At 39.1% G+C, this 26,445-nt stretch carries 24 protein-coding genes; all 24 read left to right on the forward strand.

Annotated features, from left to right (window positions below; translation table 11 throughout):
* Positions 1–4: 4 nt before the first annotated feature.
* The 24 genes from QM419_RS01460 to QM419_RS01575 all read left to right on the forward strand — a co-directional run bounded on the left by QM419_RS01460 (position 5) and on the right by QM419_RS01575 (position 26,223).
* Positions 5–1,078, forward strand: coding sequence for a hypothetical protein (locus tag QM419_RS01460; RefSeq protein ID WP_414277655.1), 1,074 nt, complete (start codon positions 5–7; stop codon positions 1,076–1,078).
* 16 nt (positions 1,079–1,094) lie between these two features.
* A complete protein-coding gene (locus QM419_RS01465) occupies positions 1,095–1,907 on the forward strand; it encodes an LPXTG cell wall anchor domain-containing protein (RefSeq protein ID WP_414277656.1) in 813 nt (270 codons plus the stop codon).
* Between the two features lie 21 nt (positions 1,908–1,928).
* Positions 1,929–5,627 carry an SspB-related isopeptide-forming adhesin gene (locus tag QM419_RS01470; RefSeq protein ID WP_414277657.1) on the forward strand — a complete coding sequence of 1,233 codons (3,699 nt, stop codon included), beginning with the start codon at positions 1,929–1,931 and terminating at the stop codon, positions 5,625–5,627.
* A 76-nt stretch (positions 5,628–5,703) separates the two neighbouring features.
* Complete coding sequence (locus QM419_RS01475) at positions 5,704–6,141, forward strand: single-stranded DNA-binding protein (RefSeq protein ID WP_006154607.1); 438 nt, start codon at positions 5,704–5,706, stop codon at positions 6,139–6,141.
* Between the two features lie 169 nt (positions 6,142–6,310).
* Positions 6,311–6,556, forward strand: coding sequence for a hypothetical protein (locus QM419_RS01480; RefSeq protein WP_000113751.1), 246 nt, complete (start codon positions 6,311–6,313; stop codon positions 6,554–6,556).
* Between the two features lie 4 nt (positions 6,557–6,560).
* Positions 6,561–9,689: a VirD4-like conjugal transfer protein, CD1115 family gene (locus QM419_RS01485; protein WP_414277658.1), complete on the forward strand. Its 3,129-nt coding sequence runs from the start codon at positions 6,561–6,563 to the stop codon at positions 9,687–9,689.
* 82 nt (positions 9,690–9,771) lie between these two features.
* The gene (locus QM419_RS01490; RefSeq protein WP_134805412.1) at positions 9,772–10,272 is read left to right on the forward strand and encodes a lipoprotein; all 501 of its coding nucleotides are present in this window, start codon (positions 9,772–9,774) and stop codon (positions 10,270–10,272) included.
* Between the two features lie 123 nt (positions 10,273–10,395).
* Complete coding sequence (locus tag QM419_RS01495) at positions 10,396–12,549, forward strand: pLS20_p028 family conjugation system transmembrane protein (protein WP_414277659.1); 2,154 nt, start codon at positions 10,396–10,398, stop codon at positions 12,547–12,549.
* An 8-nt stretch (positions 12,550–12,557) separates the two neighbouring features.
* Entirely contained in the window at positions 12,558–12,839 is a 282-nt protein-coding gene (locus tag QM419_RS01500) for a BRCT domain-containing protein (protein ID WP_006151897.1), read from the forward strand.
* A 147-nt stretch (positions 12,840–12,986) separates the two neighbouring features.
* Entirely contained in the window at positions 12,987–13,295 is a 309-nt protein-coding gene (locus QM419_RS01505) for a DUF5592 family protein (RefSeq protein WP_000274176.1), read from the forward strand.
* Positions 13,295–13,942: a hypothetical protein gene (locus QM419_RS01510; protein WP_044021373.1), complete on the forward strand. Its 648-nt coding sequence runs from the start codon at positions 13,295–13,297 to the stop codon at positions 13,940–13,942. Before QM419_RS01505 ends, QM419_RS01510 begins: the two co-directional genes overlap by 1 nt.
* A gap of 10 nt (positions 13,943–13,952) precedes the next feature.
* A complete protein-coding gene (locus tag QM419_RS01515; RefSeq protein WP_414277660.1) occupies positions 13,953–15,899 on the forward strand; it encodes a virulence factor in 1,947 nt (648 codons plus the stop codon).
* A 19-nt stretch (positions 15,900–15,918) separates the two neighbouring features.
* On the forward strand, positions 15,919–16,170 hold the full coding sequence (locus tag QM419_RS01520; protein WP_001107251.1) for a hypothetical protein: 252 nt from the start codon (positions 15,919–15,921) through the stop codon (positions 16,168–16,170).
* Between the two features lie 15 nt (positions 16,171–16,185).
* Positions 16,186–17,526 carry a CHAP domain-containing protein gene (locus QM419_RS01525; RefSeq protein WP_414277661.1) on the forward strand — a complete coding sequence of 447 codons (1,341 nt, stop codon included), beginning with the start codon at positions 16,186–16,188 and terminating at the stop codon, positions 17,524–17,526.
* A gap of 14 nt (positions 17,527–17,540) precedes the next feature.
* Positions 17,541–18,131: a hypothetical protein gene (locus QM419_RS01530; RefSeq protein WP_129313560.1), complete on the forward strand. Its 591-nt coding sequence runs from the start codon at positions 17,541–17,543 to the stop codon at positions 18,129–18,131.
* A gap of 123 nt (positions 18,132–18,254) precedes the next feature.
* Positions 18,255–19,073 (forward strand): ParA family protein, encoded by an 819-nt coding sequence (locus tag QM419_RS01535; protein WP_006154569.1) that lies wholly within the window; start codon positions 18,255–18,257, stop codon positions 19,071–19,073.
* Positions 19,070–19,342 carry a hypothetical protein gene (locus tag QM419_RS01540; RefSeq protein WP_000138497.1) on the forward strand — a complete coding sequence of 91 codons (273 nt, stop codon included), beginning with the start codon at positions 19,070–19,072 and terminating at the stop codon, positions 19,340–19,342. The genes QM419_RS01535 and QM419_RS01540 overlap by 4 nt, the downstream gene beginning before the upstream one ends.
* A gap of 93 nt (positions 19,343–19,435) precedes the next feature.
* Positions 19,436–19,765: a hypothetical protein gene (locus tag QM419_RS01545; RefSeq protein ID WP_000972579.1), complete on the forward strand. Its 330-nt coding sequence runs from the start codon at positions 19,436–19,438 to the stop codon at positions 19,763–19,765.
* Between the two features lie 109 nt (positions 19,766–19,874).
* Positions 19,875–21,212 (forward strand): ISLre2 family transposase, encoded by a 1,338-nt coding sequence (locus QM419_RS01550; protein WP_000863692.1) that lies wholly within the window; start codon positions 19,875–19,877, stop codon positions 21,210–21,212.
* A 691-nt stretch (positions 21,213–21,903) separates the two neighbouring features.
* Positions 21,904–22,833, forward strand: coding sequence for a peptidase U32 family protein (locus QM419_RS01555; protein ID WP_178894849.1), 930 nt, complete (start codon positions 21,904–21,906; stop codon positions 22,831–22,833).
* Between the two features lie 103 nt (positions 22,834–22,936).
* Positions 22,937–23,620 carry a ribose-5-phosphate isomerase RpiA gene (rpiA, locus tag QM419_RS01560; protein WP_178894850.1) on the forward strand — a complete coding sequence of 228 codons (684 nt, stop codon included), beginning with the start codon at positions 22,937–22,939 and terminating at the stop codon, positions 23,618–23,620.
* A gap of 23 nt (positions 23,621–23,643) precedes the next feature.
* Positions 23,644–24,855 (forward strand): phosphopentomutase, encoded by a 1,212-nt coding sequence (locus tag QM419_RS01565; RefSeq protein WP_414277662.1) that lies wholly within the window; start codon positions 23,644–23,646, stop codon positions 24,853–24,855.
* A 1-nt stretch (position 24,856) separates the two neighbouring features.
* Entirely contained in the window at positions 24,857–25,414 is a 558-nt protein-coding gene (locus tag QM419_RS01570) for a DUF1697 domain-containing protein (protein ID WP_414277663.1), read from the forward strand.
* Entirely contained in the window at positions 25,414–26,223 is an 810-nt protein-coding gene (locus tag QM419_RS01575; RefSeq protein WP_414277664.1) for a purine-nucleoside phosphorylase, read from the forward strand. The genes QM419_RS01570 and QM419_RS01575 overlap by 1 nt, the downstream gene beginning before the upstream one ends.
* Positions 26,224–26,445: the final 222 nt, after the last annotated feature.

Here is a 26,445-nt window from a genome sequence, read left to right on the forward strand (position 1 = left end):
ATTTATGGCTTTTTCACTCTTTAATAAAGGTCGCTGTACGATTACAGATGATCTATTTCTAGAAATTACCTGGGAAGATGGAAGAGGTCCAGAGGATGATAGTGAGTTACTTGCTATCATCGAGGTATTGGATCATAGTTCAGGTTATTCTCAGCGGATTTCAAAAAATTTCCCCTACCTAACATTTCAACAGGCAGAGTTGTTATTTAGAGAGTTGAAACAGATGTATGGTCAGTTTCAGCTGAAAAAAGTTGCCATCGCCCATCTGGAAGGGAAAAGCGTGGTAACAGAAGGAGAGGTTTATGCTAGTCCGTTCCTTATTACTGAAGACTATGAAAACCTCTTGCTTCCCCTCATTCAATCGATACTTACTCGCTCTGAATTTGCAAATTACAGCTATCAAGAAAAAAGGGAGTATTTTGAGAACCAGATTTATCCTGTATATAAACAAAGTATGGGATTGTCTGATTCTTCTCTTCCTATTTTCCCAGCTGAAGGTGAGACGATGGCTGTTTCACAACCTAATCGCTTGCCGCCTGTTCCAAATGCAAGGAATCAAACAGATGTTACGGCTCCCGTATCTCAAAAGCGGTCAACTTCTCTGAAGAAATTTTATCTATTTTTAGGTGTTTTGGGAGTGTTGTCAGTAATAAATATCATTTGCGTATTTTTTGCTTTCGCTCAACTATCAAACCAGTCTGAAAAAGTAAATTTCTTATATCAGGAACAAAAAAATACTCAACTTATCATTTCAACAAAAAATGAAGTTGATGTATTTAGCCGTTATTTCTTACCTTCTTATTACTCGGGCAAAAAAGAAAACCTAGTAGATTTTCTTTCTGAAGGTGATGCAAAATTTACCAAACCAAAAGAAGGGATTTTACAGTCCGTTATTTTAGAGAAATTGAATTATGATTCAGAAACTCAAAAATATACGGTTTCCTATATCCTGTCTGTCAAAAGAGGTGATAAATCATCTAGCGTTAGATTAACTTTTGATGTAAAAGCTTCTGATTCTTCAAAATATGGATTTGTTGTAGAAACAGAACCAAAAGAATCAAATTATCTTAAAAATTAGAAAAGGAAAAATTAAAATGAACAAGAAACAAGTTTTAGCTACACTAGCACTTTCAACTATCGCACTTGCACAAGCTGGTTATGTATCAGCAGACGAGCTTGCACCAATTGATTCTTCTGCTCCAGCGACAGAAGTTGTTACGCCAACAACACCTAGCGCTTCAACAGAAACAGAGGCACCAGCAACTCAGCCAACAGAGCCTTCAGTTACTCCAGTTGACCCAACAACGCCAAGTGTACAAGACAAAGACAACGCAGGAAGTCTTGACGGGGTATCAACAGATAAACCAGCAATTTCTGATCAGCCACAGGACAAGGATAATGCAGGTAGCCTTGATGGTGTACCAACACCATCAGATAAACCACAAGACAAAGACAACGCAGGAAGTCTTGACGGAGTGACAACAGATAAACCAGCACCTTCAGACAAGCCACAGGACAAGGATAATGCAGGTAGCCTTGATGGAGTCCCAGCTGAAAAGCCAAAAACAACTGATCAAGCGAACCAGCAAGGTAAGTCACAAATTGGAACTACTTCAAGCTCAACAGGACAGGTGGTTCACGATGTGATAAAAGATCCTGTTGAAACAAATACAGGAGTTGCAATTGTCAGCACTCAAAATGGTAACGTAGTCCTTTCGGATGGTTCTGTAGTGGCTCCAGAAGAAGTTGGCGGAACAGTTAACGAAGATAAGACTATCTCTGTTACTGACAAAGATGGCAAGCTCAAAACACTCCCAAATACAGGGACAGCAGAAAGCATTCTGGGTGCAATCGGTGGAATGTTGTTGACAGCGGTTGGCTACTTCTACAAGAAGAAATTATTTTAATTAAGTGAAGGAGAAAGAAAAATGACAGAAAAAACACAAGGACACGGATATTTCCGTAAGAAAAAATGGGCTAAAGGCCTAGTATCAGGAATTGCAGTTGCAGGTATTGTAGCCTTCTCTGCAGGTTCAGCATTTGCAGATGAAACAGTGCAACCTGAAAGCAAAAACGACAATAACATTTATGCTACACAAGCTGGTAAAGCAACAGGAAGCCAGTCTGTAGCGATTGATAATGGAGCAGTTACAAAGGCTGCTGAAAAAGCAAAAGAAGCAGGGGTGAACGTTTCTGAAACTCATATTGTTGATAAGGGAACAGATACCACTGCTCCAAAACTTGAACAGTCTAAGTCTGAGATTAAACAAGATCAGGACAAGCAAGTCAAGGAACTTGAAGAAGCGACTACAAAACAAGTTGAAAACAATACAGCCTTCAAGGAAGCGCAAAAAGCTATTCAAGCTAACAATCAATTTGTAGCTGATGAAAAAGCCAAGCATGAAGGGGAAACAACTGTCACAGTGACGAATGACAGTTCGACTGCTACAGATGGTTCAGCAGACAAAAACAAGAAAGCTACTCAAACAGCTAAACAGGTCTTGTCAGAGAACCAACAAGCCGTAACAAAATACCAAGATGAAAAATCTAAGTATGATGCTACTGTTGAGCAAGCTACTGCTCTGAACAAAGCGGTAGAAAGCGCATCTGAACAGCTGAAGAAAGAAAAGGTTGACGTTAAAGTCGTTACACGTACAGTATCTTCAGTTGCAGAAGTAGAAGCATTGAAGAAACAAAATGAGCAGGCTATTGCAGCAGCAAAAGGCAAAGTGGAGCTTAACAAAGCTATGATGGCTGCCTACACAGAGAAGAAGAATGCTAGTGATCAAGTCAACCAAGATGCTGATCGTAAATCAACAGATTTGAAAAACTCTGGTGTACTTTTAACCTCTAAAACTCAAGAAGTTTCTTCAGCTGATGAAGCTAAGCAAATTGGGAAACAAAACCAACAAGCTTATGATCAGGCTAAGAAAGCACAAGCAGACTGGCAGAAGAAGTACGATGAACTTCGATCTAAAACAAGCACGGAAGGCTACACAAAAGAAGTAGTCTTGCAAGCTCTCAGTCTTGCAACAGCTAATCCAAATGCTAACGTAAAATCTAGTGCTTCTGGCGCTAAAGAATTGACTACAAGCTATGTCGCTTCTTCAAGTGGAAATTCTGGATATGGTCGCATTCTTGATTCTACCAAAGTCTTGAAATACAAGGATGTTGGCACTGGATGGAAAACAGAAGTTGACTACACTAATCTGAAAGGTTTGACTGTTTCAACTGCGGATGGTAAAAAGCATGATATTTCTCGTATCCATCGCAAATTCGAGATTCTTAATCAAGGGAAGACAGGATTGAATGATGTCTACGTCTTGAATGATCCAACAGAAGGATTCGTAGTAGCTCGTAATGATGGAGCTGGTTGGGCAGCGGACTACATGAATTTCTTGGTTACGGATACCTACTACTACAAGGTGGATGGGAAAGAAGTAGCCTTCAAAGCAAGTGAAAAGACACCTGCAACTTTGACCTATTCCTCACTCAATCACAACCGTGTTGGTTGGGAAGGTGCAAAAGCCATCAATGGTACCCACGTTGAAATCAATGGCTCAACTGTAACCTATAACAAAGATTATGGTTATGTTTACTCTGAAGACTATAACCGTGAGGAAGAAGTGGGTCATCTTTGGGATACCTCTGACTCACCTTATCAATACAAGGGAGCTGCACTTGGTGTCTTTAAGGAAGGGACAGCCTTTACATCTGAATTCATTCAATGGGAAGGCGCTGCAGAGTCAAATGGTCAAACTTACTGGTTCGCTTTGAATACGAAGGTTGTAACGCCAGTTGTTGAAGTTCCAGCTACTGCAACCATTACTAAAACAACCGTGAAGCCAGTTAAGCCAGAACCTGTATTTGCTGAATTGGTCAAAGCGAAGAATCCAGTTAAGCCAACCTTGGCGCTTAAAACTCTTTCTGAAACCAAAAATCAGAAATTATCTGCAAGCTATCACGGCTATAAATTGCAGTATAAGCCAGTTGTCCGCAAGTCTGTAGCAGATACAGATAAGACTAACACAAACGGTCAAACCGTAGCTAAAAATGCTACTCAGCTTTATACATTGCATCATGACAATATTTATGCGAACCTTAAAAAAGGTGACAAGATTACCATCATTGATCCACTCGAAGCTGGAGCAGTTCCTGATGTTGCCGTTACAAAGGCAGCTGCAGAGAAAGCAGGATGGGGCGTTGCTTACGATGCAGGAAAGAATACCTACACCTTTACTGCAACCTACGAAGGGAAGCGTCTAGCAGCTCCTGTGATTACCTGGAAGCCAATCTATGATAAAGGTTTTTATGACAACACTTATAAAGTGTTAGTGAATAAATACGAGGTGTACTCAAACACTGTTACCACCAAAACACCAAAACCACCAAAACCAGTCAAAGCTGTTTTGGATCGTTCTGGTAAGGATATCAACGGTGCAACAACATTTGATCGCAACGTGACCTTCCGATTGGTGACTGATTATAGTCCATACACCAAAACTCTTGCTTCAGCACAAGCACTTGGTAAGAAGTTTGGAATCCTGGATGATGTTCAAGATGGTGCATTCTCAGTTTATCAAGGCAATATCAAAATGACTGCAGCAGGTCAAGACGTGAAAAATCTCTTTGATATGTATCACGTGCTTTCAGACAAAGGACGTACAGATGCAATCAAGAATATCCTGAAGGAATTGAACTTGAATCCTAAAGGTGAGTTCTATCTCTGGGTAGCCAAGGATTCTAAGAGTTTCTACCAAAACTACGTGAAACAAAATAAAAACGTGACGATTGATCTTCCAGCTAAGCTCCTGGTTAAAGCAGGGGAGAAAGTCGAGAATAACTTTAAACAAATCGACTTTGGTAACAGCTATCAGTCAAACCTTGTGACTGTTGAAGTACCAGATGTGAAGCCAGAGAAACACGCTTTGGACCAAAAGGATAACAAGAAAGTCCTGGACGGTCAAGAAGTACAGATTGGCCAATATATTCGCTATCTACTCGATGGTGTAACCGTTCCGACTAAACACGATAGCATCTTCCAATATGACGGTATTGATCAGTTGGATGTGGTTCATGATCGATTCACAGGTAAGTGGGAAGGTATTTTCAAGGGCACAGAGTACACAGCTTCGAAAGACCTTATCTTGCCTTATGATGTCATCCTGAAGGATGGTAAAGTAGTCAAGGCTGGTGAGAAGATCGTCAAAGGTACAGCTTATGCCTTCTTGTTTGAAGTGAACCAGGATACGGATCCTAACTTCCTCAAGAAAATCGTAACCGTTAAATGGGACGAAAAAGCTGGCAAATGGTCTTACGTTATCAACCAGGATTTCCTAAACTCTTTAGGAGTTAAGGGTAGCTTCGATGCGGACTTCTACATCGAAGTAGAGCGAATCGCAGCTGGGAAGGTTGAAAATACCTTTATCAATACAGTAAATTCACAAGAGATGACGGCTAAAGTGACAACCACAACGCCAGAGCCACCTAAACCTGAAGAACCTGGAAAACCAAATCCCCAACCATCACTTCCAAATACAGGATCAGCAGCAAGCATGCTTCCAGTTGTGGGAATGATTTTGGGATTGTTGAGTCTTGCAGGCCTTCGTAAGTCGAAAGAAAACTAATTTGACGAACTAAAATGAAATGATGACCACAAGTTGAATAAAGACTCTCTTGTGGTCTTTATTGAAAGGAGAAAAAATGCAAGTATTTATCGCTTCTGGACGTGTTGCATTCATTCCAAATGATGCAGTGGGCCGAACTCCAAACGGTCACGTCAGTTTCAAATTTGAATTTGTTTGTGATTCGAGTATGACTGATGATACAAATAAACCAATCCCTAGTTTCTTCCATGTACAAGTTTATGGAAAACAAGCGGAATTGATGGCTCAGAGCCTATCTAAGGGCTCTCCAATTCTCTTAAAAGGAGAAATTATCCAACGACCATATAACGATGAACAAGATCAACGTCGGACGTATCAGTTTATTTCACCAAACCAACAAGGAGGAATCACTTTCCTTGAAAATAAGGAGGCATCTAACCGACGTAAGCAGGAACAACAGGGCTTTTCTCAGCCGACACCAAGTTCTAATCCTCCATCCTATCCTGAACCAATAGATGTGGATTCCCCGTTCTAAAGGGATTGAAAGCATACAAGGACACTTGTGTGCTTTTTTGTGGTTTTTTATTGTATAAAAAGTTATATAACTTATGGTATAACAATATCTTTTGTCCCTTTAACAAAGAATTTGATATTATCCCTTAGAATAGAGGGGAATTAAAAAATAATAAGAAAGGAGTGCAACAATGGCAAGACAAAAATACAATTATCTGTCTGATGAATTGATTGCAGAATCTCTTCAGGTGACCAATTACTTAGAACAAAGTCGATCCAGTCGATTGAATGTTCTTCAGTTGGATGGAGAGAAATGGTTAGAAAGTTACTTTCACCGTTATGAAAAAGCCTCTCCAAGGCTACAGTTTCACATATTTCTCTTTTCGAGCTTCTATACTCGAAAAATGGAATGGTTCTTGGAAGGTGTGAGGGGGTAGTAGTTTGTTTGAGTTATTTGAAGTAGTATTTTACACCCTTATCCAAGTGATTCGAGCCAGTTGGTTCAATACCCTCCTTTTTCTAGGAGTTGCAGGTTATTACCTCTTCAGACTCTTTCAACCTTACTTTTTAAGGCAGTATCAGCGGTTACTAAAAAGCAAGAGTTTTCTTCAGCAGATTTTTAAAAGAGGTTGGAAAGGTCGCAAAGCGATTGATTGGGAACAGGTATGGAAGCAATCAGCCAGAGGGCTGTTCAAATGGGTAAAGTTATTGATTCCAAAAATCATTGCGCTTGTCTCCCTCATTCTTTGGAATATTCTCTTTCGAATTGTTTATATGATTCCCTTTGTAAAACGGGAACGAAAACGGTTTGATAAAGAAATGAAACCGATTCTTTATTTTAAAAGTTATCGCAGCTTCGTTTATATGGGATTAGGTTTTAGCTTTATTGCTTTTATCTTAACCAATTACCTGGTTACTGTTTTGAGAGCTACAATCCGCTTTCTCTATTTTAGTGCCTGGTCGTTTAAAGATGCTAGTAAGGCCGTAAACTTTGACTTAAACAGCCTCTTATTTCAAAGTTTATTGAACGCTAAAGTCTTCTTAATAGCACCAATTTTAGCATTTCCAATCTTTTTACTGGGATTAGTTTTCGCCTGGAGATCTGCCTGGGTGAACTTCGAGCAGTTTCGAGACTATAACAACAATGAAGAAGGAGATGACCGATTTGTGACGATCAATGAAATTCGTCGTCAATACAAAAAGATCCCCAATAAAGATTTAACTTATCCAGGTGAAGGTGGAGCTCCTGTACTTCATGAACTGACTCATGATTTAGCAGGACAAACACTGAGAACTCAAATGTTATGGCAAAATAGAAAAATGAGCCGATACGTGACAAATGCGGAGCGGATTTTAGGCATGTTAGCTTTTCCTTCTGGATATTATTACATTGAAGATAAGCCGACGAATCTGTTAGGAATTGGGATGACTCGTTCAGGTAAGGGTGAAGGTCATATTACTCCAGCAATTGAAATCAACAGTCGTGCTGAATTGCAGCCATCGATGGTACTAGCAGACCCGAAAGGGGAACATTATCAAGCCTCCTACAAACTCATGAGGCAACGTGACTATGATGTCAATGTTCTTTCTTTCCAAAATATGGATTGGTCTATGTCTTTCAATCCGCTAGCTCTAGCCATCGCTGCCGCAAAGAAGGGCTACTATGAGAAAACTCAAACCTATGTCAATGCAGTCGCAGAATCAATTTATCCGAAACAAAAAGGTGGAGAGAAGGGGAATGCTGAATACTTCCGTAAGTCATCTATATCCCTGTTTAATGCTCTTACAATGGCTTTGATGGATCGAGCTAATGAAACCGTTCAAAATGGTGAAGACGATGCCTGGGATACCATTACGATCCCTAACGTTGCGAAATTCTTGGCGACAATGGGGTCTGAAGAAGTCTTTGTAGATAGTGCTGGAGAAATCGTCGAGAATCCAAGCAGAGAACAACAAGTGTCGAAAAAGTCAAAAATCACAGTCTATTTTGATAATTTGAGACAAGTCAATCAACAACAATTCTCGAAATTTAGACAAATGGCTGATATCGAATTTCGTGCTTCAGACTTTGGTGGTGATGAGACTAAAGGGAATGTCTACTCTAGCATGATGACAGGAATCAACCTGTTCTTGCAAGACAACGTGGCCAAACTGACTTCTAAAAACTCTATTGATTTAGAGTCTGTTGGCTTCCCACGTCGATTGTCTGTCAAGTTGAGATCAAGCACCAATAGTCAACTTAAAAATGAGTTCAAGCACAAAACTGCTAAAGTAACGATTACAGGATTGAAGAAGTGGGGTAAAGTCGAAAAGAAAGTCGATTATATAAAGCAAGCGACGGCTTTAGTTGACGGGGAAGGCTATCTTACTTATGCCATTGAGCCTAAACTTCCAGATCAGTTTACGGTAACGATTGATTTCAATCATAAGAACAATGGGCATTCCCCTGTTCGAGATCAAATCTTTCAATTTTCAGCTGAAAAAGTCTATCGAAGAAACGGAGATAGTCTGGAACTAGATGAGTATAGCAAGAAGCCGATTTTAGATCATATCGATATAACCGTCCTTAAGAATAAAGAAGATACCAAAAATCTTCTTCAGGAGTCGGATATTGAACTGGTCTATTCAGATAAACCGAAAGTCATCTACCTGGTAACACCGCCAAACCGAACAGAGTATAATGGTATTGTTTCGTTATTTTTAGATCAGCTATTCAATGCTAACTATGAGCTTGCTCTCTCAAGTGGTCGTAAATGTATTAATCGGATTCTCCATATCTTAGATGAGTTTACAAATATCCCTGCGATTCCTCACATGGATACAAAAATATCTATTGGATTGGGACAAAATATTCTCTATTACCTATGGATTCAAAATCTGGAGCAATTGGATGATAAATACGGCCAAAATGTTGCTCGAACCATTATGGACAACTGTTCATTGAAGGTTTATGTTAAAACAACATCTTCAGATACCAATAAGAAATTTAGTGCTGACCTGGGTACACGTACCATCACCAGAAGACGGCGCTCCAGCAATATCTTGGACGAAGCCAATCCAAATGTAGCTGTCGAGAATCCAAAACAAGAGTTGTTGACACCAACACAATTGGCCAAGCTCCAGGAAGGAGAAGCGGTTATCTTACGTGGAGTCAAGGGACGGGATAATGCTGGACGTAAGGTCACAACGGATCCAATCTTCGCACATGATAAGAACAGCTTCCCTTACAAGTACATGTTTTTACAAGAGGAATTTGATACATCGATGACTCTTGCGGATATTCCAGTCGAAAGTGCGCACCGTGAGCTAGAACTTCAGGAAATCGCAGTTGATGCAGGTACAGCCTTCAACAACATCATAGACTGGAGGCAACGTTTGACCATGCCTCTCCTCAGCAACAATGGAGAAACTCCTAAACTATCAGGTCGTCATAGTAAAGGACAAAAGGTACAATCCCAATCATTTACTTCCACAGATGAACTATTTCAGGCAACTGTAGCTAATGTCATTCAAGGCGACTATGATTATTATGATGATGGAGACGACTTCTTTGCGGATGAAGTTATCTAAAAAGATATACAATAAGTTATATAAACACTTGCAAGAAAAAAAGCTGTTTGCTATAATAAAATAAACAATGGTTAGGAGATTAATGATGAAAGCAAAGTACTTTTTAAGAATTGTTTTAGTAGGTTTAGCCTTGATTATACTTGGAGCTTGTGGTCAAAAATCACCTGATTCTATTGCAAAAAATGTGCTAAAAGATAGCTATACAGGCTTTTCACAAGAAGATGGTTATGAGAGTCTTGATTTTAAAGGTGGAGTAGGAACTACCTTAAAATTTGACAAAGAAAAGCGAACTATTTCAAATAACGACGGTGAAAGTATTAACTACAGTGTGCTTTCAGAAGAACAAGTAAAGTCGATTCCAGCCTCTTTCAGGGGAACTATTGTTAGTTTAGAAAGTCAACTGAAAGGAAAAGACACTTTTACAATCGCTGTTGATTATAGGGATATAGGTAAGCCTGAAGAAGCAGAGGCTTATTATCAAGTCGTCTTGACCGAGGGTGGTAAAAAAATCCGAATCATTGAGCTACGTCGTGGCTATAAAGAAGACAATGCTTTCTATGATTTTAATGGAACAGCAGATTAACTTACAGAAAAGTCTCAATTACTTGAGGCTTTTTTGTTGTCAGAATTTCATTGTCCCTTTAAAAACGATTTTGTTATTATCGAATATGATAGGGGTATCTTAAAAAGAAAGAAGGTACCTTTAGTGCACTATCAAACCTTTTCAGATTTGATGAATGAGGTCAAGGATCTCAATGGTGAAATCACAGGCGAGAATGCAAAAAAACTGGCGGAATTCTATTCCTACTGGGGAAACTATTTAGAACCGACTCCTGCATTTATGGCATTTCTAGCCTATTTGCCAGGAGGGATTGCCAAGGCTCTTTATCAAATCACTTCCAGCCTAGAACATGTTTTTAATAATATGTTCAAGCTCTTTGGGCTTTTCGGATATTTGGGAGATCAGAAGACAGTCATTGGTCAATTTTTTTACTGGTTTCAGATATTAGGAACGTCCTTGTTTACTCTGATTTTGGTTGTGTCGGTCGTCGTAGGAGTCTTTACTAAGCCAGTAAAGTATAAGGGGGTGATTATTAATTTCCTTTTGGTAACTGCAGTAACCTCGGTTTTGCCTTTAGCTTTGACCACCATCTCAACAGCAGTGGCACAGGATGCCATGTCTATCCAGACAGTCTCCAGTGAAGCGCCATCTGGTAGTCAACCAACTTCCTCCTTGGCTCTTCAACCTATGAAAAATAATGTGGTAGACCTAAAAGTCTTAATATACAAAGATTTTTCTACAGAGTTGTTTCCAATGGATGATTATGGCTATATCAAGCCTGTTCAGGAGGGTTCTACCCCTGTCAATAATATCACGGATAATTCTGACCAACGTGATACGGCAGATTTTGCGACCAAGATTGATTTTGGAGCAAACTATGGTACGACAAATCCAAAAATGTTAGATGATATACAGAAAAACGACAAAGTAGCAGGAATTAAAGGATTGTTCCTACATAAGTTAAATTCCAATAATACTGGAGTTGAAAGTATTACAGAACACCGAGTCATTAATCAATTGAGTGCTTTTGAATCCGTTTATATGCGCTATAAAGTCAACTGGATAGGGATGTTCCTCCAGTATATTATCCTTGTTGTTCTATTGGTCAGCATGATCATTAAGCTCGTTAAATCAATCTTTGATATTCTGATTGAAGCAATGATTTCTCCAATTCTTGGATATAGTTCTCTATCAAATTCAAAGAAATATAAAGAGTTGTTAAGAACCATTGGAGGTGCCTTAGCAGGAATCTTCTTTGAGGTTATTATTATGCGTGTAACACTTGAGATTTTCAGAGATTTACCAATCCTTTCTGTTTCAGCAGTATCTAAGCTTTCAGGCGGATTCTTTGATGGGCTGAACATGTGGGAGCAGTGTCTTGCAGCTGCCTTTGTCTATATTGGAGTATTCTTTGCGGCAATGCAAGGAGTGGCCATGATTGAACGCTGGCTTGGAGTTTCAACAGGACATAGCGAAACAGCTCAACAATTGCTTGGTGCTATGATGATGGGCAATGCCTTTGCGGCTGGAGCAGGAGGTGTCTTTAATGGCGGTATGGCGCTTGGTCAATTTGGTATGGATATGGCTAAAAAAACTCCAGATGCCCTGTCTAAAGGCAGTCAGATTCTGGGGAATAGTCTTGCCAGAACTGGAGGTGGTATTCAAGGTGCTTTGAACTCTATAAAAGACCAGGGCTTGATGAATGCGGCCAAAGGTGGTGTAAGTAATATGGTTGATTTAGCAGAATGGAAAGCATTTGAAGCCATGCAAAATACGAAAGGTGCAGTTGGCAATGCTTTAAATAACTTGGATGATAAAGCCGCCTCTGCTCAAAATGCGACCTATAACGCTTTGAAAAACGATGCGGTTCCTGGAATTGATCAATTTGGACCAGTTGACATTCCTGAGCCACCAATCGCTCCAGGAACAACGGATGCACCTACTGTTGATTCAACTACTTCAGCTGAAGAAATAGGGTCCCCAATTCAAGATTCACCTCATCTAACTGGAGGAACGGAGCCACCAATCCAAAATTCATCTCATCCAACCGGAGGATCAGCATCACCAACTCAAGATTCATCTCATCTAACTGGAGGAATGGAGCCACCAACCCAAGGTTCATCTCCATCAGTTGTAGAATCGACACAAGCACCGAAACAACCAGACTCTTCTCAACAAAAGTTTCAACAGAGCATGAGTCAAATGAATTACATGAACCAACAGATGCAACAAGCAGGACAGCGTATGCAGGGAGGACGTCATATCACAGGTGCTGAAAGTCCTGAAGAGGAGGAATAGGATGAATTATGGATTTAACAGGGAAGAATATTGTTATCACAGGAAGCTTACGTCCTCTAACTAGAGAAGAAGCCATACGATTTTTAGAAAGTAAAGGGGCTGTCGTGCAAAACTATGTGTCTTCTAGGACAGATATATTGGTTGTAGGACACAAGCAGTTGAATCTTTTTGATCCAGATAAAAGTTCTAAGAAGCATGATGCAGCGCTTAGAAGACTATCAGAAGGCCAATTGATTACTTTTCTTTCTGAAGAATCATTCTTTGATTTAGTTAAGAAGTCTCAAGATTGAGGCTTCTTTTATTGTGCAAAAAAGTATATAACTTTTTGTGTAATTACTTCCTGAAAGATAATGGCAAAAATGCTATTGTCCCTTTAAAAGATATTTTCGATTATTCATTATAATGTGAGTGTCAAAACAAATATAAAGGAGAAATTCATGTACGGTGAAAAATACGGTGTACCTAGAGATATCTATGCCAAAATTAAGATTATAGGCCTTCTTATCCTAGATATTGCTTTTGTAGGAATTACTGGAGTAATCGCTTTGAGCGTTGGCTTAAAAATCTTTCCTAAAAGCCAGTGGATACAGATGTTCGCATTCATTTTTTTAACACCAGTTCTGAGTTTGTATCTGGTGTTACCAGCTAACGGTGGCAAAAAGAATTGGCACAGCATGTTTCTTTTCTTCAGACGAAGAAGAAAACGTTATATTAGCTTGAATTATATCAGAAGGAGAAAACCATAATGGCGATTAAACAAATTCAACCTCCAAAAAATGAGAAACGTCCGCTGGGACGTATTCAAGAAACAAAGAAACAAACGCAGGAATATTTTGATTTGCATTCTTGCGTTGAGTTGTTGGATGTAAAATCAATCATTCCAAACAGCCAGGCTTATATCCAGTTAGTTGATTATGGCTACTTGCAGCTGATGGAGATACCAGGTAAAGATCTAGGTTCGATGTCTTATAACGAAGTTATGAGAACCATTGAAAATTTTGAAACCTGGTTGACTCGATTTGGACCGAATATCCAAGTGGAGACGACAACTTTGCCAACAAATACAGACACGCAAATTTCTGACTTGCGCCATCATTTGGATTTAGTGCGACAAGATATGTCCAAGTTATCAGTAAACGATAGACGTTTTTTACAACTCAAGGATCGTGAGATTTGGCTTCAAAGCCAAATTAAAGTTGAAGAAAGCATCCGACAAGAAGTCTATAATACAGAGTTTATACTGTGGCTATTTGCACCTACAACAACTGAATTGGACGAATTGGTTCGGAAGGCTAAAACCTATGGAAATAATGATTTTGTTCCACAAAATATCAGCTACAGGAAGAAAATTCAAATTATAAAGCAATACAACAATATGAATGAGAAAGTGTAGGAGGGATAGCATGCCTGATTTATCAAAACGTAGACAAAGACAACTAAAAAATGAAGGATATGACCTTGCTTTTCTTAGCCAGATTCAACCGCAAGGAAATATTGATTTTCAAAAGGATGACCGCTCCTGGATAAGTGGAGATGGGCACCATACGGTCTTACACTATTATGAGTATCCAACTGAAGGGATGGATCGTTTTTGGCTTTCTGAATTGTTGTTGATTCCTGGTACACGTTCCTTCCTGTCACTGTACAAGGAGGATAACAGACAGCTTCAAAAAGAGATTGAGGACTCTATTGAAGAGAAGTCAACACGGATTACAAACAATAGTAAACTAACCAATAATCGGAAAGAACTAGATGAGATTGATAATCTTAATAAACTAAGCCGTGAAATTGATAAGCGAAATATAGCTATGTATGGGATGTATATTCGTGTCTTTGTGTTTGCATCAACAAAAGAAGAATTATTTAAGAGGGTTGAAGAAGTCAAAGACAAAACGTCGAAATTCAAATCCACTATTCTATCTGGAGAATTAGATTTTGAATACCATGCTCCATTTATTCCAGCCGAATATCAGATTGATTTGCCCAATCATCGAAGAGGGATACCGACTCCAGCTCACTCAATAGCTGGTGGATATTTCTTTAATCATACGAAGCTAGAAGATGAGAAAGGCTTCTATCTTGGATGGACTCCAACAAACGGAGCAGTAAATTTCAACTTTCTAGAACGTGACGAGAAAAGAACACGCTCCTTTATGATCCTATCGGGAAATCCAAAGATGGGACAACGATCTTTTCTTATGAAACACACAGATGGTCTCTATGCGAAGGGTCATTATATTCGTAACTTTGATGCTACTGGCCAGTTTCTTGATCAGACACGAAAACAACATGGATTGATTCTTGATTTATCAGGAGAGGCTAACCGTATCAATATCTTCCAGGTATTTCCAACAGTAACCAATGAAGCAGGAACTGAAATTGATAAGAAGAAATCTTACAACCTTCATATCGAGAAACTGAAGAGTATCTATAAACTCCTGAATAATGAAGTGACAGGAGACGATTTAATTACATTTGGAACTCTCCTGAATGATTTCTATATTGAGGAAGAATTGTGGGCTCGAAATCCTTCGTTGAATCCAGAAAAACTGAAAGCGACGGATATTGTGAAGGAAGAGTATCCTATTCTGTCTGATTTTATTTTGTTTGTTGATGCCTACAAACGTCGGCTGGAACAAACTAGTGCGGATGAAGCCGAACACAAGGCTGTTAAGCGTATTTACAATACGTTTAACGAACTATTGACAACAAACGCAGAAATTTTCGAGGGAACAACCGAATTTCAAGATATCTCTTCAGAGCAAGTTGTAACATTTGACTTCTCAGGGTTGAAGAACGCCCCTCATTTGTTAAATGTTCAGATATTCTCTGTTCTTTCACTTGTCTCAGCTGATATTGTCAATAACGGAAAACGCTGTAAGCAATTACTGAAGAGACGTCCTGACTTAACGGAGATGGATATGCAGCACTATATTGTCAATATTAGTGGGGCACAGACACTCATTGACCCTAAGCATGAAAGTAGTGTCAACCTTCTGGCTGATATGATTGATACAATGGGCGAAAACTTTGCTGGTGTTGTATTGTCTGTTAATTCACTGCGAGGGATTCTGTTTGAGACGGGGATTGGCACTCATAAGGATCCGTACGTAACGGCAGTCCAGAGGATTTTTGGTCTAATGCAATATAGAGTTTTTGCTCAGACGGACGAAACCAGTGTTCCTCTACTAGCTAACGCCTTATCTGGATCAATGAACCAGTCTGAACTAGAGACTTTGCCTCGTCTGGCGAAAGGACAGTTATTCATGAATATTGCAGGGGTAGGAAATCTGGTCTTTAACCAACAGCTGTTAGCCCCTGAAGTTGAGCGCTATGGCGGTATTGAGTAAGAAAGGAAGGTAAACCAGAATGGCCAAAAATAAACTAGGAATGATTGCCAGGACTAAGCAGAGATTTGATCAATACGTATTGATTCGTAAATATCGCATGCAACAAGAAAGAGATTATTTCGCTTCAGAGGGAGAATCTGATCCAAAACGCCTGGAAGCACAAAAAGAACGAGATAAGGAGTTTTTGAACGGTCTCAAGAAGATTGGAATAGGATTTATTGTATTTTTAGTTTTTTATGGAATTTTGCGAACAATATTAGGATTATGGTAAATAAGCGAGGTATCCATGAAAAAAATATTTAAACTGAAGATCCTCATTCCTTTTGTGGCTCTCCTATTAATTATCAATGTTGGGATAACCATGTTAGTTGGGATAATGGGAGCTGTAACCAATAATGGAAGAAATGATTGTGGTGCTGTAGAAACAACATCTTCAACTGGCGACTCCACAGTTTCTTCAGCTGATGGTTCCATCGATGACTTTGTAAAAAAGCATAAGGAAGCCTACATCCTATCTTGGAAGGCAGGAGGTTTCCTACCTTCAGCCTCTATCACTCAAACAATGATAGAGAATGGCTTCAATTTTACGAATCCTAATGGTACTTCTTTCTGGCAAGCTCACAATATGGGAGGTGTTAAAACCTCTAGTAAAAGTAATTTTCCAGTTACTCTTGCGACGTATGGTGAAGATAGTGTTGATTTAAGTGGGACAAAGCCTGGAGCGAATGTCGGAGACGGTACAGGAGGAGCTTATACTTGGTTCTCTAGCTACGATGCAGGGATCGTAGGGAAAGCTGAGTTTATGGCTCACCAGACACTCTATAAAGGGGCTATAAACAATACAAATGGTATTGCTAGCCTATCTGCTATAGCAGATGGTGGATGGGCCACAGATGGCACTTATAAGAGCAAACTAACTGATATGTACCAAAAACTAGGTACGAAGTATCAGTGGCTTGATAAGGAAGCTATTGCTGCTCATGGCGAGAAGCCTTTTGAAGGATCCAGTACACAAGATATCAGTTCTTCAGATAGTGCGGTGTCTTCTTCAGCTGAGAGAAGTGGATGTGGTGAGTCAGGTAGCAGTACCGATGGAACGGGAACTGTCCCTTCAGATGCGACTGCGTGGGGGTACAAACCAGAAGACTTACCAGATAGCTTGAAACCATTCATTATTGATCCTAAGAGCTTAGGCATGGATTATGCTAAGTCTACAGGATGGTATAATCCTGGAAGTGACGAGTATGCTGGACAATGTGTGAATCTTACAATTAGTATTGGAAATCACTTATGGGGGCATTCTGGTTCAGTTCAAGGTAATGGGAAAGATCAGGCAGCAGCATGGGCATCAATATTTGGAAATTCAGTTAAGGCTACACCCAAAAGAGGCGCTATTTTTTCTACACAGGTAGGAGGTGGAGGATATGGTCATACTGGAATTGTATGTCATGTTTTCGAGAATGGCTCTATCTTATTTGTAGAACAAAATACACCTCTGAGTGGTTGGGATCAGTTCAAAACTCCATATACATGGAATTATCGTATTTGGACTAAATCACAACAACAAGAACAGGTAATCTCTTTTGCTTATCCAGATGACAGAGAAGCTAAATTAAGTTCAAATTAAAAGGAGGATATAAAATGATTGATTGGATAAAGGAGAATATGGTTGTATCGATTGTAGTAGGTATTCTATTGATTTTGGCAGGAATAGGGATTGTATCGAGTTTCAGGCCATCTCAACAAACTAAAATAGAAGAAGCTGCACAGGTGAGTTCTTCAGGAACCACTCAAAACGAGCCGTCTTCCAAAGAAGAAACAGCAGACGAGAAGAATTATCGGACAGCTAAGTTAAAACTAGAACGCCCCTACGCAGAGGCAAGCTCAGAAGACAAAAAAGAAGTGTTAAAAGCCTTTGAAGAAGCGGTAGCAGATATAAAAAAGACGAATTTTCTGCCAAATGTCAAGGGAACAATCGAGAATCATTTATCTATGACACAGAATGCGATGGTTCAAACCTTTGCGATGGCTCTTCTGACGAATCAGTATGATTTTCAACCTAAACAATTGGAAGTGATGCCAACTGAATCAGATGATGTGATTCAATTTTTGGTTGTTCTAACTAAGAATGGAGAAGAGAACAGCTATTTCGTTGGAAATTTCAATACTACGGTTCAACAAATCCAGCTAAAAGCCTATGTTGGTGGAAATATAGGTGGTACATACGGATAACAAGTTGCACAAAAAGTTATATAACTTTTTGTGCTTTTATATTGACAAGTAAAGTTGTTTTAGGTATAATTAAGTATATAAAAAGTTATATAACAAAATATACAATTATCCAAGGAGGGAATCATGAAGATTCAGACAACAAACTTAGGAAAAGGTGGCGGTGGTAAGACTACAGATACCTTTAATGAAGGGGATTGGTTGGCACGTGTTAAGGGGCTTAGAACACTACTCATTGATGGAGCTTGGGAATGCAATTTGACAAGAACATTTGATGTAAAATGTGAGAAAACCGTCTATGATATATTTACGACTGGAGAGTACGAAATTGTTCCAATATCAAAAAATCTCAGTTTGATTTGTGGTGATGAGCGTTTGACAGATGAGCAGTTAGATCTGGCTAGTCGAAACAACAAATATCTCCAGTTGTTTATGTGGTTTAGCGAACATTACGAGGAGTTAGAAGCACAATTTGATGTCATTCTGATTGATACGCACAATGACGAGAGCCTAGTTACAGCTAATTTTATAGCCGTATCAGATATTGTCTTAGCTGTTTCTGATGCCTCTCTTAATGGTTTTCGTGCCTGGTTATCTTTGAAAAATTTTGTAGATTTCATTAAGAGCGAAGCTATCGAAGTTATTACTAAGAAAAGCTATGTTAAAGCAGAACCTTATCTTATTGGGAATAAGATTAAGTACGTTGGAAACAATGTAACAGACACCTGCAAACAATTTTTAGAAGTTGTTGAAGAAGATCAGGCTTACCTGGGTTCTATCCAGGAGAAAGAGCTCATGGCCAAGAGTCTTGTGATCAGTCAGAGTGTCTTTGAGCAGTATGAAGAGATGACAGCTAACCAAAAAGAGACACATCAAAAGTTTTATGATAATATAAACTACGTATATGAAAATATTTTGAATGTGTTAGAAGGAGAGGTAGCATGACAGAGAATCGATTCGCACAAGTAAAACAAACATTCCAAAGTACACCAAAGAGAGAAAAGACTCTTTCCTCGAGGAAACAAAATCAGGAGGCTAGAAAGTCTCCTGACAGCTATAATAAAAAGCAACGTTTTCCTTTCTCTCTGCATCATAATGTTCGATATGATATGTTAGATGCTTTAGTAGAGTATCACGGTGAAAAATCAGCTTCATCTTATATTGAGAATCTGATTATAAGAGAATGGGAAAAGATGGAGAGAAAGAAAAAATAGCGTTCTATAGGGTATCTTACCAAAAACTATTTAGCCTCCACATATAAGGAGATAATAAATTTTAAAATATTACTGATGAAGTAGGAGGAATCTATGATGATTTTCATTGATATTAAAAGACTTGTTCAGCTGTTCTTTATTTTTATCGGAGCTATAGCAATCTATGTGTTCTATAAAACATTTGGACTTAGTATGGTGTTTATAATTGTTTTAGGGTTGGCCGTTTTAAAATTCGCTCCAGCTTTCCTTCCAGTTGTATTATTACTGTATTTGGGACTTCACTTTACAGGTGGTTTTTCCTTTATTGCAGATGGAATTGTGACGGTTTTATGGAGTATTATTTTGATTCCTATGGGGATAGCTACTATTGAAATGAGCAAATCCTATTTTAGTAAAAAAGAGAAACCCTGGTATGACAAGTAAGAGTTTATCTGAAAAGATAGGCTCTTTTTTTGTCAGAACAAAGGATTATTTGAACATTCAGGTCAAAATTTATTAAAATAAGCGTAATTTTAATAAGGGAGGATTCTGAATGGCTTTCTTTGATGAGAGAGAATTAAAAAATCAATTGCTGTTTCAAAATGCAAAAGAATTTTATAACTTTGTTTCTAGGTATGATGAGGAGATGATTCCAGTCATGAAAGCAAAGGGCTATACCTGTATTCATTCAATGGAGCGAACCGTTGCTTTTACATTTGGTGAGTTTACTTTCAGAAGAAGACGTTGGAAAAAGGGAGATCATTGGGTCATTCCAGTAGATGAAAAGTTAGGGCTTCAGAAGAACGTCCGCTTCTCCTGGGAATTTATGTATCAGGTGGCCAAATTATCTACTTTGATGCCATATGATAAAGTAACTCAGGTGATTCAATTGACTTATCACATCTCTATCACAAAGCCAATTGTAGTAAAAGCTGTAAAAATTTGTGAGAAGTTATTGGAGGAAAGAGAAGGCTATCGATATTATGAAGAGAATAAAGAATTTCGCAAAAGAAAAGCCCAGGTTATTTATATTGAGGGTGATGGTGTGATGGTTAAAGCACGTGATACACAAAAGGATAATAAACATTATGATTTATCCCATTTTGTAGTCCATACGGGAAGCCAGAAAGTTGGCAGCAATCGATTTGAACTCCAGGACAAAAAAGAATTTATTGGCCTTGACAACCGCTTAGTGAGGGAACAGGTGATCGATTATCTATTCAATAATTATGAAGTTACGGATAGGACTTTATTGATTACGAATTCTGATGGAGGTCATGGATATACACCCTATGTTTTCAAAGAGATTGCGAAGGTTTTGCGAATTAAACGCCACGAACATTTCTGGGATGAGTACCATGTAAATAAAGAGTTAAAGAATTATCTAAAATTTTACTCTGAAGATCTATTAGAGAGAGCTTTCCAGGCGATTAAGCAACATGACAAGCAGTTAATGAGAACTGTCCTAGATACAACTGAAAGTTATATCGAGACAGAAGAAGAACAAGAGTCATTTGAGAAGTTCAAGAGTAAAATATTGAGAAATTTCCAATTCACTAAACCAGCTGAACAAAGGGGATTCAGTCATGCAGGAATCGGGATAATGGAGAGTCAGCATCGTAAGGTCACTTATAGAATGAAAAAAAGAGGAATGTACTGGACACTTGCTGGAGCTGAAACGATGAGTCGGATAATTGTTTTGAATTATGAGGATTCCTTGAGAGAATTATTCTTTGGCAACTGGAGAGAAGATTATGAAAAATTTATTTCTTTAGAGGAAATTTCTGCTTATACCATTAAAAAGAGAATGAGTAAAACGGATAAAGAAAATACATCTAGATATCAATGTTACCCTGATAGTAAAAGATTATCCTACTTCCGAAAACAATAGAAGTACATAATAAAGTATATAAAAAGTTATACAACAACAACCTTTGAAAAAAAAGGTCTTTTTGTGCTACAATCAAACATAAAATGCTTGCACGGTGTGTAAAAATGTGTTATAATCTACTTAAATTAATCGAATAAAAAAAGACGAAAAGTGCGCTAACACTTCTCGCCTTACCGAGTAAGAACTCGTCCTTCTTACTCAGTCTTTAATTAATGATACCTGATAAGTGTATCAATGTCAAGACTGAGCAAGAAATTTGTTCAGTCTTTTTTTAAAACTCGGTGATGTTCTCCTAAAAAATGTATGAATTTAGGCGTTCTAAAAAATTCTACCGCATACAGAAATTTCAGTTTTCTTGACATGCTGATGGGAAAATGATAGGATGAGTAAACCGTTTAAACTTTATTATTTTTCTCTTATTTCAACGAGGGGAAATTTGATAGTTGAAACGAATAAAAATCATACACAGATGCAAATAAATTCAATTTTGAAGTAAGGACAGGATTCTTTTAAATTGATTCTAGTTGTTCATGATTTATGTGATGAATGACGGACGACTTGTAGAAAAGACACAAGCATAAAACGAAAAAGTGAACTGTTATTGATACGGTTCACTTTTTTTAAAATTTGGACTAACAAGACCCACTTTTCTATATAGCTGATTTTTTGGAAATGTGGTATAATTTTCTCTATGGAAAAGATTATCATTACAGCAACTGCTGAAAGTATTGAACAAGTAAAACAGCTACTCGAGGCTGGTGTCGACCGCATTTATGTCGGTGAGAAAGATTTTGGTCTTCGTTTGCCAACTACCTTTAGCCATGAAGAATTGCGCGAAATCGCAAAAATCGTTCATGATGCAGGTAAGGAATTAATCGTTGCGGTCAATGCCCTCATGCACCAAGACATGATGGACCGTATCAAGCCATTCTTGGACTTTCTAGAGGAAATCAAGACCGACTACATCACTGTTGGAGATGCAGGGGTATTTTATGTGGTCAACCGTGATGGCTATTCTTTCAAAACCATTTATGATGCGTCAACCATGGTCACTAGCAGTCGTCAGATTAATTTCTGGGGACAAAAAGCAGGAGCGTCAGAAGCAGTTTTGGCGCGTGAAATCCCATCTGCAGAACTTTTCAAAATGCCTGAAATTTTAGAAATTCCTGCTGAAGTCTTGGTATACGGTGCTAGTGTTATCCACCATTCGAAGCGTCCGCTCTTGCAAAACTACTACAATTTCACACAGATTGATGATGAAAAATCTCGTCAACGTGACTTGTTCTTGGCTGAGCCAAGTGACCCAGAGAGCCATTATTCTATTTTTGAAGACAATCATGGAACTCATATCTTTGCGAATAATGACCTTGATTTGATGACCAAGTTGACTGAGTTGGTAGAACATGGCTTCACTCATTGGAAGCTTGAAGGTCTTTATACACCTGGCCAAAATTTTGTAGAAATTGCCAAACTCTTTGTCCAAGCGCGTAACTTGATTCAAGATGGCAAGTTTACACATGACCAAGCCTTCTTGCTCGATGAAGAAGTTCGTAAGCTTCATCCTAAAAATCGTTTCCTTGATACTGGATTTTACGACTACGACCCTGATATGGTTAAATAAGCATCAAAAACCCGAAATAAAATGTTCGGGTTTTTCTGATATTTGGATGAATTTGAAGCCTATTCATGATATAATAGAAGTAGCTCTATTTGGAGGTATATAAGTGGAAAATCTGAAAAAAATGGCAGGGATTAAGGCTGCTGAGTTCGTCAAAGATGGTATGGTTGTCGGACTTGGAACAGGCTCAACTGCCTACTATTTCGTAGAAGAGATAGGTCGTCGGATCAAGGAAGAAGGCTTGCAGATTACAGCTGTAACGACTTCTAGTGTGACCAGCAAGCAGGCAGAAGGACTCAATATTCCTCTTAAGTCTATTGACCAAGTGGACTTTGTTGACCTGACAGTCGATGGTGCGGATGAAGTAGATAGTCAGTTTAATGGCATCAAAGGTGGTGGAGGTGCGCTTCTAATGGAAAAGGTCGTCGCAACTCCATCCAAAGAATATATCTGGGTTGTTGATGAGAGCAAACTAGTTGAGAAACTCGGAGCCTTTAAACTTCCAGTAGAGGTAGTTCAATACGGTGCCGAACAAGTCTTTCGTCGATTTGAGCGAGCTGGCTATAAACCTAGCTTCCGTGAAAAGGATGGCCAACGTTTTGTGACGGATATGCAGAACTTTATCATTGATTTAGACTTGAAAGTGATTGAAGATCCAATTGCTCTTGGGCAAGAATTGGACCACGTCGTTGGTGTCGTTGAGCACGGTTTGTTCAACCAGATGGTTGATAAGGTCATCGTGGCTGGACAAAATGGCCTTCAGATTTTAACTTCAACAAAAGCAAAATAATTAAAACAATAAGGAGACACACTATGCCAAAATTTAATCGTATTCATTTGGTAGTATTAGATTCTGTAGGAATCGGTGCAGCACCAGATGCTAATAACTTTGTCAATGCTGGTGTTCCTGATGGTGCATCAGACACGCTTGGACACATTTCAAAATCAGTAGGTTTAAATGTACCAAATATGGCAAAACTTGGTCTTGGAAACATTCCTCGCGAAACACCATTGAAGACGGTTCCAGCTGAAAGCAACCCTACTGGTTATGCGACTAAGCTAGAGGAAGTTTCTCTTGGAAAAGATACCATGACCGGTCACTGGGAAATCATGGGACTTAATATCACAGAACCATTTGATACTTTCTGGAATGGATTCCCTGAAGAAATTATTACAAAGATTGAAGAATTTTCAGGACGTAAGGTTATTCGTGAAGCTAACAAACCTTATTCTGGTACAGCTGTGATTGATGATTTCGGACCACGCCAAATGGAAACTGGTGAGTTGATTATCTATACTTCAGCTGACCCAGTTCTTCAAATTGCAGCCCACGAAGACATCATTCCTTTGGATGAATTGTACCGTATTTGTGAATACGCTCGTTCCATCACTTTGGAACGTCCGGCTCTTCTTGGACGTATCATTGCTCGCCCTTATGTAGGGGAGCCAGGAAACTTCACACGTACGGCCAACCGGCGTGACTTGGCTGTTTCACCATTTGCTCCAACTGTTTTGGACAAATTGAACGAAGCTGGTATCGATACTTACTCAGTTGGTAAGATCAGCGATATCTTCAATGGTGCTGGTATCAACCACGATATGGGCCACAACAAATCAAACAGCCACGGTATTGACAACTTGATCAAGGCTATGAAATCAGAAGACTTTAAACATGGCTTCTCATTTACCAACTTGGTAGACTTCGATGCCCTTTATGGACACCGTCGTGATCCACATGGTTACCGTGATTGCTTGCATGAGTTTGATGAGCGCTTGCCTGAAATCATCGCTGCTATGAAAGAAGATGATCTCTTGATGATCACGGCTGACCACGGAAATGACCCAACTTACGCTGGTACAGACCATACGCGTGAATACATCCCATTCTTGGCATACAGTCCAGCCTTCAAAGGTAGTGGCTTGCTCCCAGTTGGGCACTTCGCCGACATCTCAGCAACAATTGCGGATAACTTTGGCGTTGAAACTGCCATGATTGGTGAAAGTTTCTTAGATAAATTAGTTTAAGATGATTCGTTACGCTCTACTTGTTAGAGGCATTAATGTCGGTGGAAAGAACAAGGTAGTCATGGCTCAGTTGCGTCAAGAATTGACGGAGTTGGGATTAGAAAATGTAGAAACCTACATCAATAGTGGCAATATTTTCTTTAATAGCATTGTGCCTAGAACTAAATTAATAGAGAAATTACAGGCTTTCTTTGAAAGACGTTATCCATTTATCCAGAGTTTTTCCTTGTTGTCTAATCAAGACTATGAAAAGGAGCTTAGAAATCTTCCTGATTGGTGGAATCATGAGATGGCTCGAAAGGATGTGCTCTTTTACACTGACGGCTTGGATAGGAAATCCGTAGAAGAAAAGTTGCTCGCTTTGAAGCTAGGAGATGAACTGCTTCATTTCGGGAAACTGGGAATCTTCTGGGGCAAATTCTCAGAAGAAACCTATAGCAAAACAGCCTATCACAAGTACCTGCTAAAGATGCCTTTTTATCGTAATATTACGATTCGAAATGCAAAAACCTTTGACAAAATCGGTCAATTTTTAAAAGATTATAAAGGAGACAGATAATGACATTATTAGCAAAAATCAATGAAACAGCTGCTTTCTTGAAAGAAAAGGGAGTTGAAGCCCCAGAGTTCGGCTTGATTCTTGGATCAGGACTTGGAGAACTGGCAGAAGAAATCGACAATCCAGTTGTTGTAGACTACGCTGAAATTCCAAACTGGGGTCGTTCAACAGTTGTTGGACACGCTGGAAAATTGGTGTACGGTGAACTTGCTGGACGTAAGGTTTTGGCTCTTCAAGGACGTTTCCACTTCTACGAAGGAAATCCTCTTGAGGTCGTTACTTTCCCAGTTCGTGTTATGAAAGTCTTGGGATGTGAAGGTGTGATTGTAACCAACGCTGCCGGTGGTATCGGATTTGGTCCAGGTACCTTGATGGCTATTTCAGACCACATCAACATGACGGGTCAAAACCCATTGATTGGTGAAAACTTGGATGACTTCGGTCCACGTTTCCCTGATATGTCTAAGGCTTACACCCCAGAATATCGTGCTACAGCGCATGCAGTTGCTGAAAAACTTGGTGTTAAACTTGACGATGGTGTTTATATCGGTGTAACTGGTCCAACTTACGAAACTCCAGCTGAAATTCGTGCGTATAAGACACTTGGGGCAGATGCTGTCGGGATGTCAACAGTTCCTGAAGTCATCATTGCAGCTCACTCTGGCCTAAAAGTTCTTGGTATCTCATGCATTACTAACTTTGCTGCAGGTTTCCAAGAAGAACTCAACCACGAAGAAGTGGTAGAAGTGACAGAACGAGTTAAGGGCGACTTCAAAGGCTTGCTTAAAGCTATTCTTGCTGAATTATAATAAACATTAATAAAAGAAAGGTAGAGCGTGTGTTCAGATTTGAATACGAGCAAAAAGCTTTTCTACAAACAAAAAATGAAAGGATGGGTAAGCCGTATTCGCTGAACTGAATACTGTTTACTCTCCTCTAAATCATAAAATTTAAGAAAGAAAGGAATTGAACCCACCCTAAAAGCAGTGGGAAAAAGATAGTTGGTCTAGCGAGTATCGCTCACTGCGCCC

Origin of the sequence: Streptococcus infantis, assembly GCF_047464715.1 — a bacterium.
Classification (GTDB): domain Bacteria; phylum Bacillota; class Bacilli; order Lactobacillales; family Streptococcaceae; genus Streptococcus; species Streptococcus infantis_S.

Bases quoted from the DNA above. Each gene is read 5' to 3' on its own strand.
- QM419_RS01460 (WP_414277655.1), top strand. From the start codon at position 5: ATGGCTTTTTCACTCTTTAATAAAGGTCGCTGTACGATTACAGATGAT.
- QM419_RS01465 (WP_414277656.1), top strand. From the start codon at position 1,095: ATGAACAAGAAACAAGTTTTAGCTACACTAGCACTTTCAACTATCGCA.
- QM419_RS01470 (WP_414277657.1), top strand. From the start codon at position 1,929: ATGACAGAAAAAACACAAGGACACGGATATTTCCGTAAGAAAAAATGG.
- QM419_RS01475 (WP_006154607.1), top strand. From the start codon at position 5,704: ATGCAAGTATTTATCGCTTCTGGACGTGTTGCATTCATTCCAAATGAT.
- QM419_RS01480 (WP_000113751.1), top strand. From the start codon at position 6,311: ATGGCAAGACAAAAATACAATTATCTGTCTGATGAATTGATTGCAGAA.
- QM419_RS01490 (WP_134805412.1), top strand. From the start codon at position 9,772: ATGATGAAAGCAAAGTACTTTTTAAGAATTGTTTTAGTAGGTTTAGCC.
- QM419_RS01500 (WP_006151897.1), top strand. From the start codon at position 12,558: ATGGATTTAACAGGGAAGAATATTGTTATCACAGGAAGCTTACGTCCT.
- QM419_RS01505 (WP_000274176.1), top strand. From the start codon at position 12,987: ATGTACGGTGAAAAATACGGTGTACCTAGAGATATCTATGCCAAAATT.
- QM419_RS01510 (WP_044021373.1), top strand. From the start codon at position 13,295: ATGGCGATTAAACAAATTCAACCTCCAAAAAATGAGAAACGTCCGCTG.
- QM419_RS01515 (WP_414277660.1), top strand. From the start codon at position 13,953: ATGCCTGATTTATCAAAACGTAGACAAAGACAACTAAAAAATGAAGGA.
- QM419_RS01520 (WP_001107251.1), top strand. From the start codon at position 15,919: ATGGCCAAAAATAAACTAGGAATGATTGCCAGGACTAAGCAGAGATTT.
- QM419_RS01525 (WP_414277661.1), top strand. From the start codon at position 16,186: ATGAAAAAAATATTTAAACTGAAGATCCTCATTCCTTTTGTGGCTCTC.
- QM419_RS01530 (WP_129313560.1), top strand. From the start codon at position 17,541: ATGATTGATTGGATAAAGGAGAATATGGTTGTATCGATTGTAGTAGGT.
- QM419_RS01535 (WP_006154569.1), top strand. From the start codon at position 18,255: ATGAAGATTCAGACAACAAACTTAGGAAAAGGTGGCGGTGGTAAGACT.
- QM419_RS01540 (WP_000138497.1), top strand. From the start codon at position 19,070: ATGACAGAGAATCGATTCGCACAAGTAAAACAAACATTCCAAAGTACA.
- QM419_RS01545 (WP_000972579.1), top strand. From the start codon at position 19,436: ATGATGATTTTCATTGATATTAAAAGACTTGTTCAGCTGTTCTTTATT.
- QM419_RS01550 (WP_000863692.1), top strand. From the start codon at position 19,875: ATGGCTTTCTTTGATGAGAGAGAATTAAAAAATCAATTGCTGTTTCAA.
- QM419_RS01555 (WP_178894849.1), top strand. From the start codon at position 21,904: ATGGAAAAGATTATCATTACAGCAACTGCTGAAAGTATTGAACAAGTA.
- QM419_RS01565 (WP_414277662.1), top strand. From the start codon at position 23,644: ATGCCAAAATTTAATCGTATTCATTTGGTAGTATTAGATTCTGTAGGA.
- QM419_RS01570 (WP_414277663.1), top strand. From the start codon at position 24,857: ATGATTCGTTACGCTCTACTTGTTAGAGGCATTAATGTCGGTGGAAAG.
- QM419_RS01575 (WP_414277664.1), top strand. From the start codon at position 25,414: ATGACATTATTAGCAAAAATCAATGAAACAGCTGCTTTCTTGAAAGAA.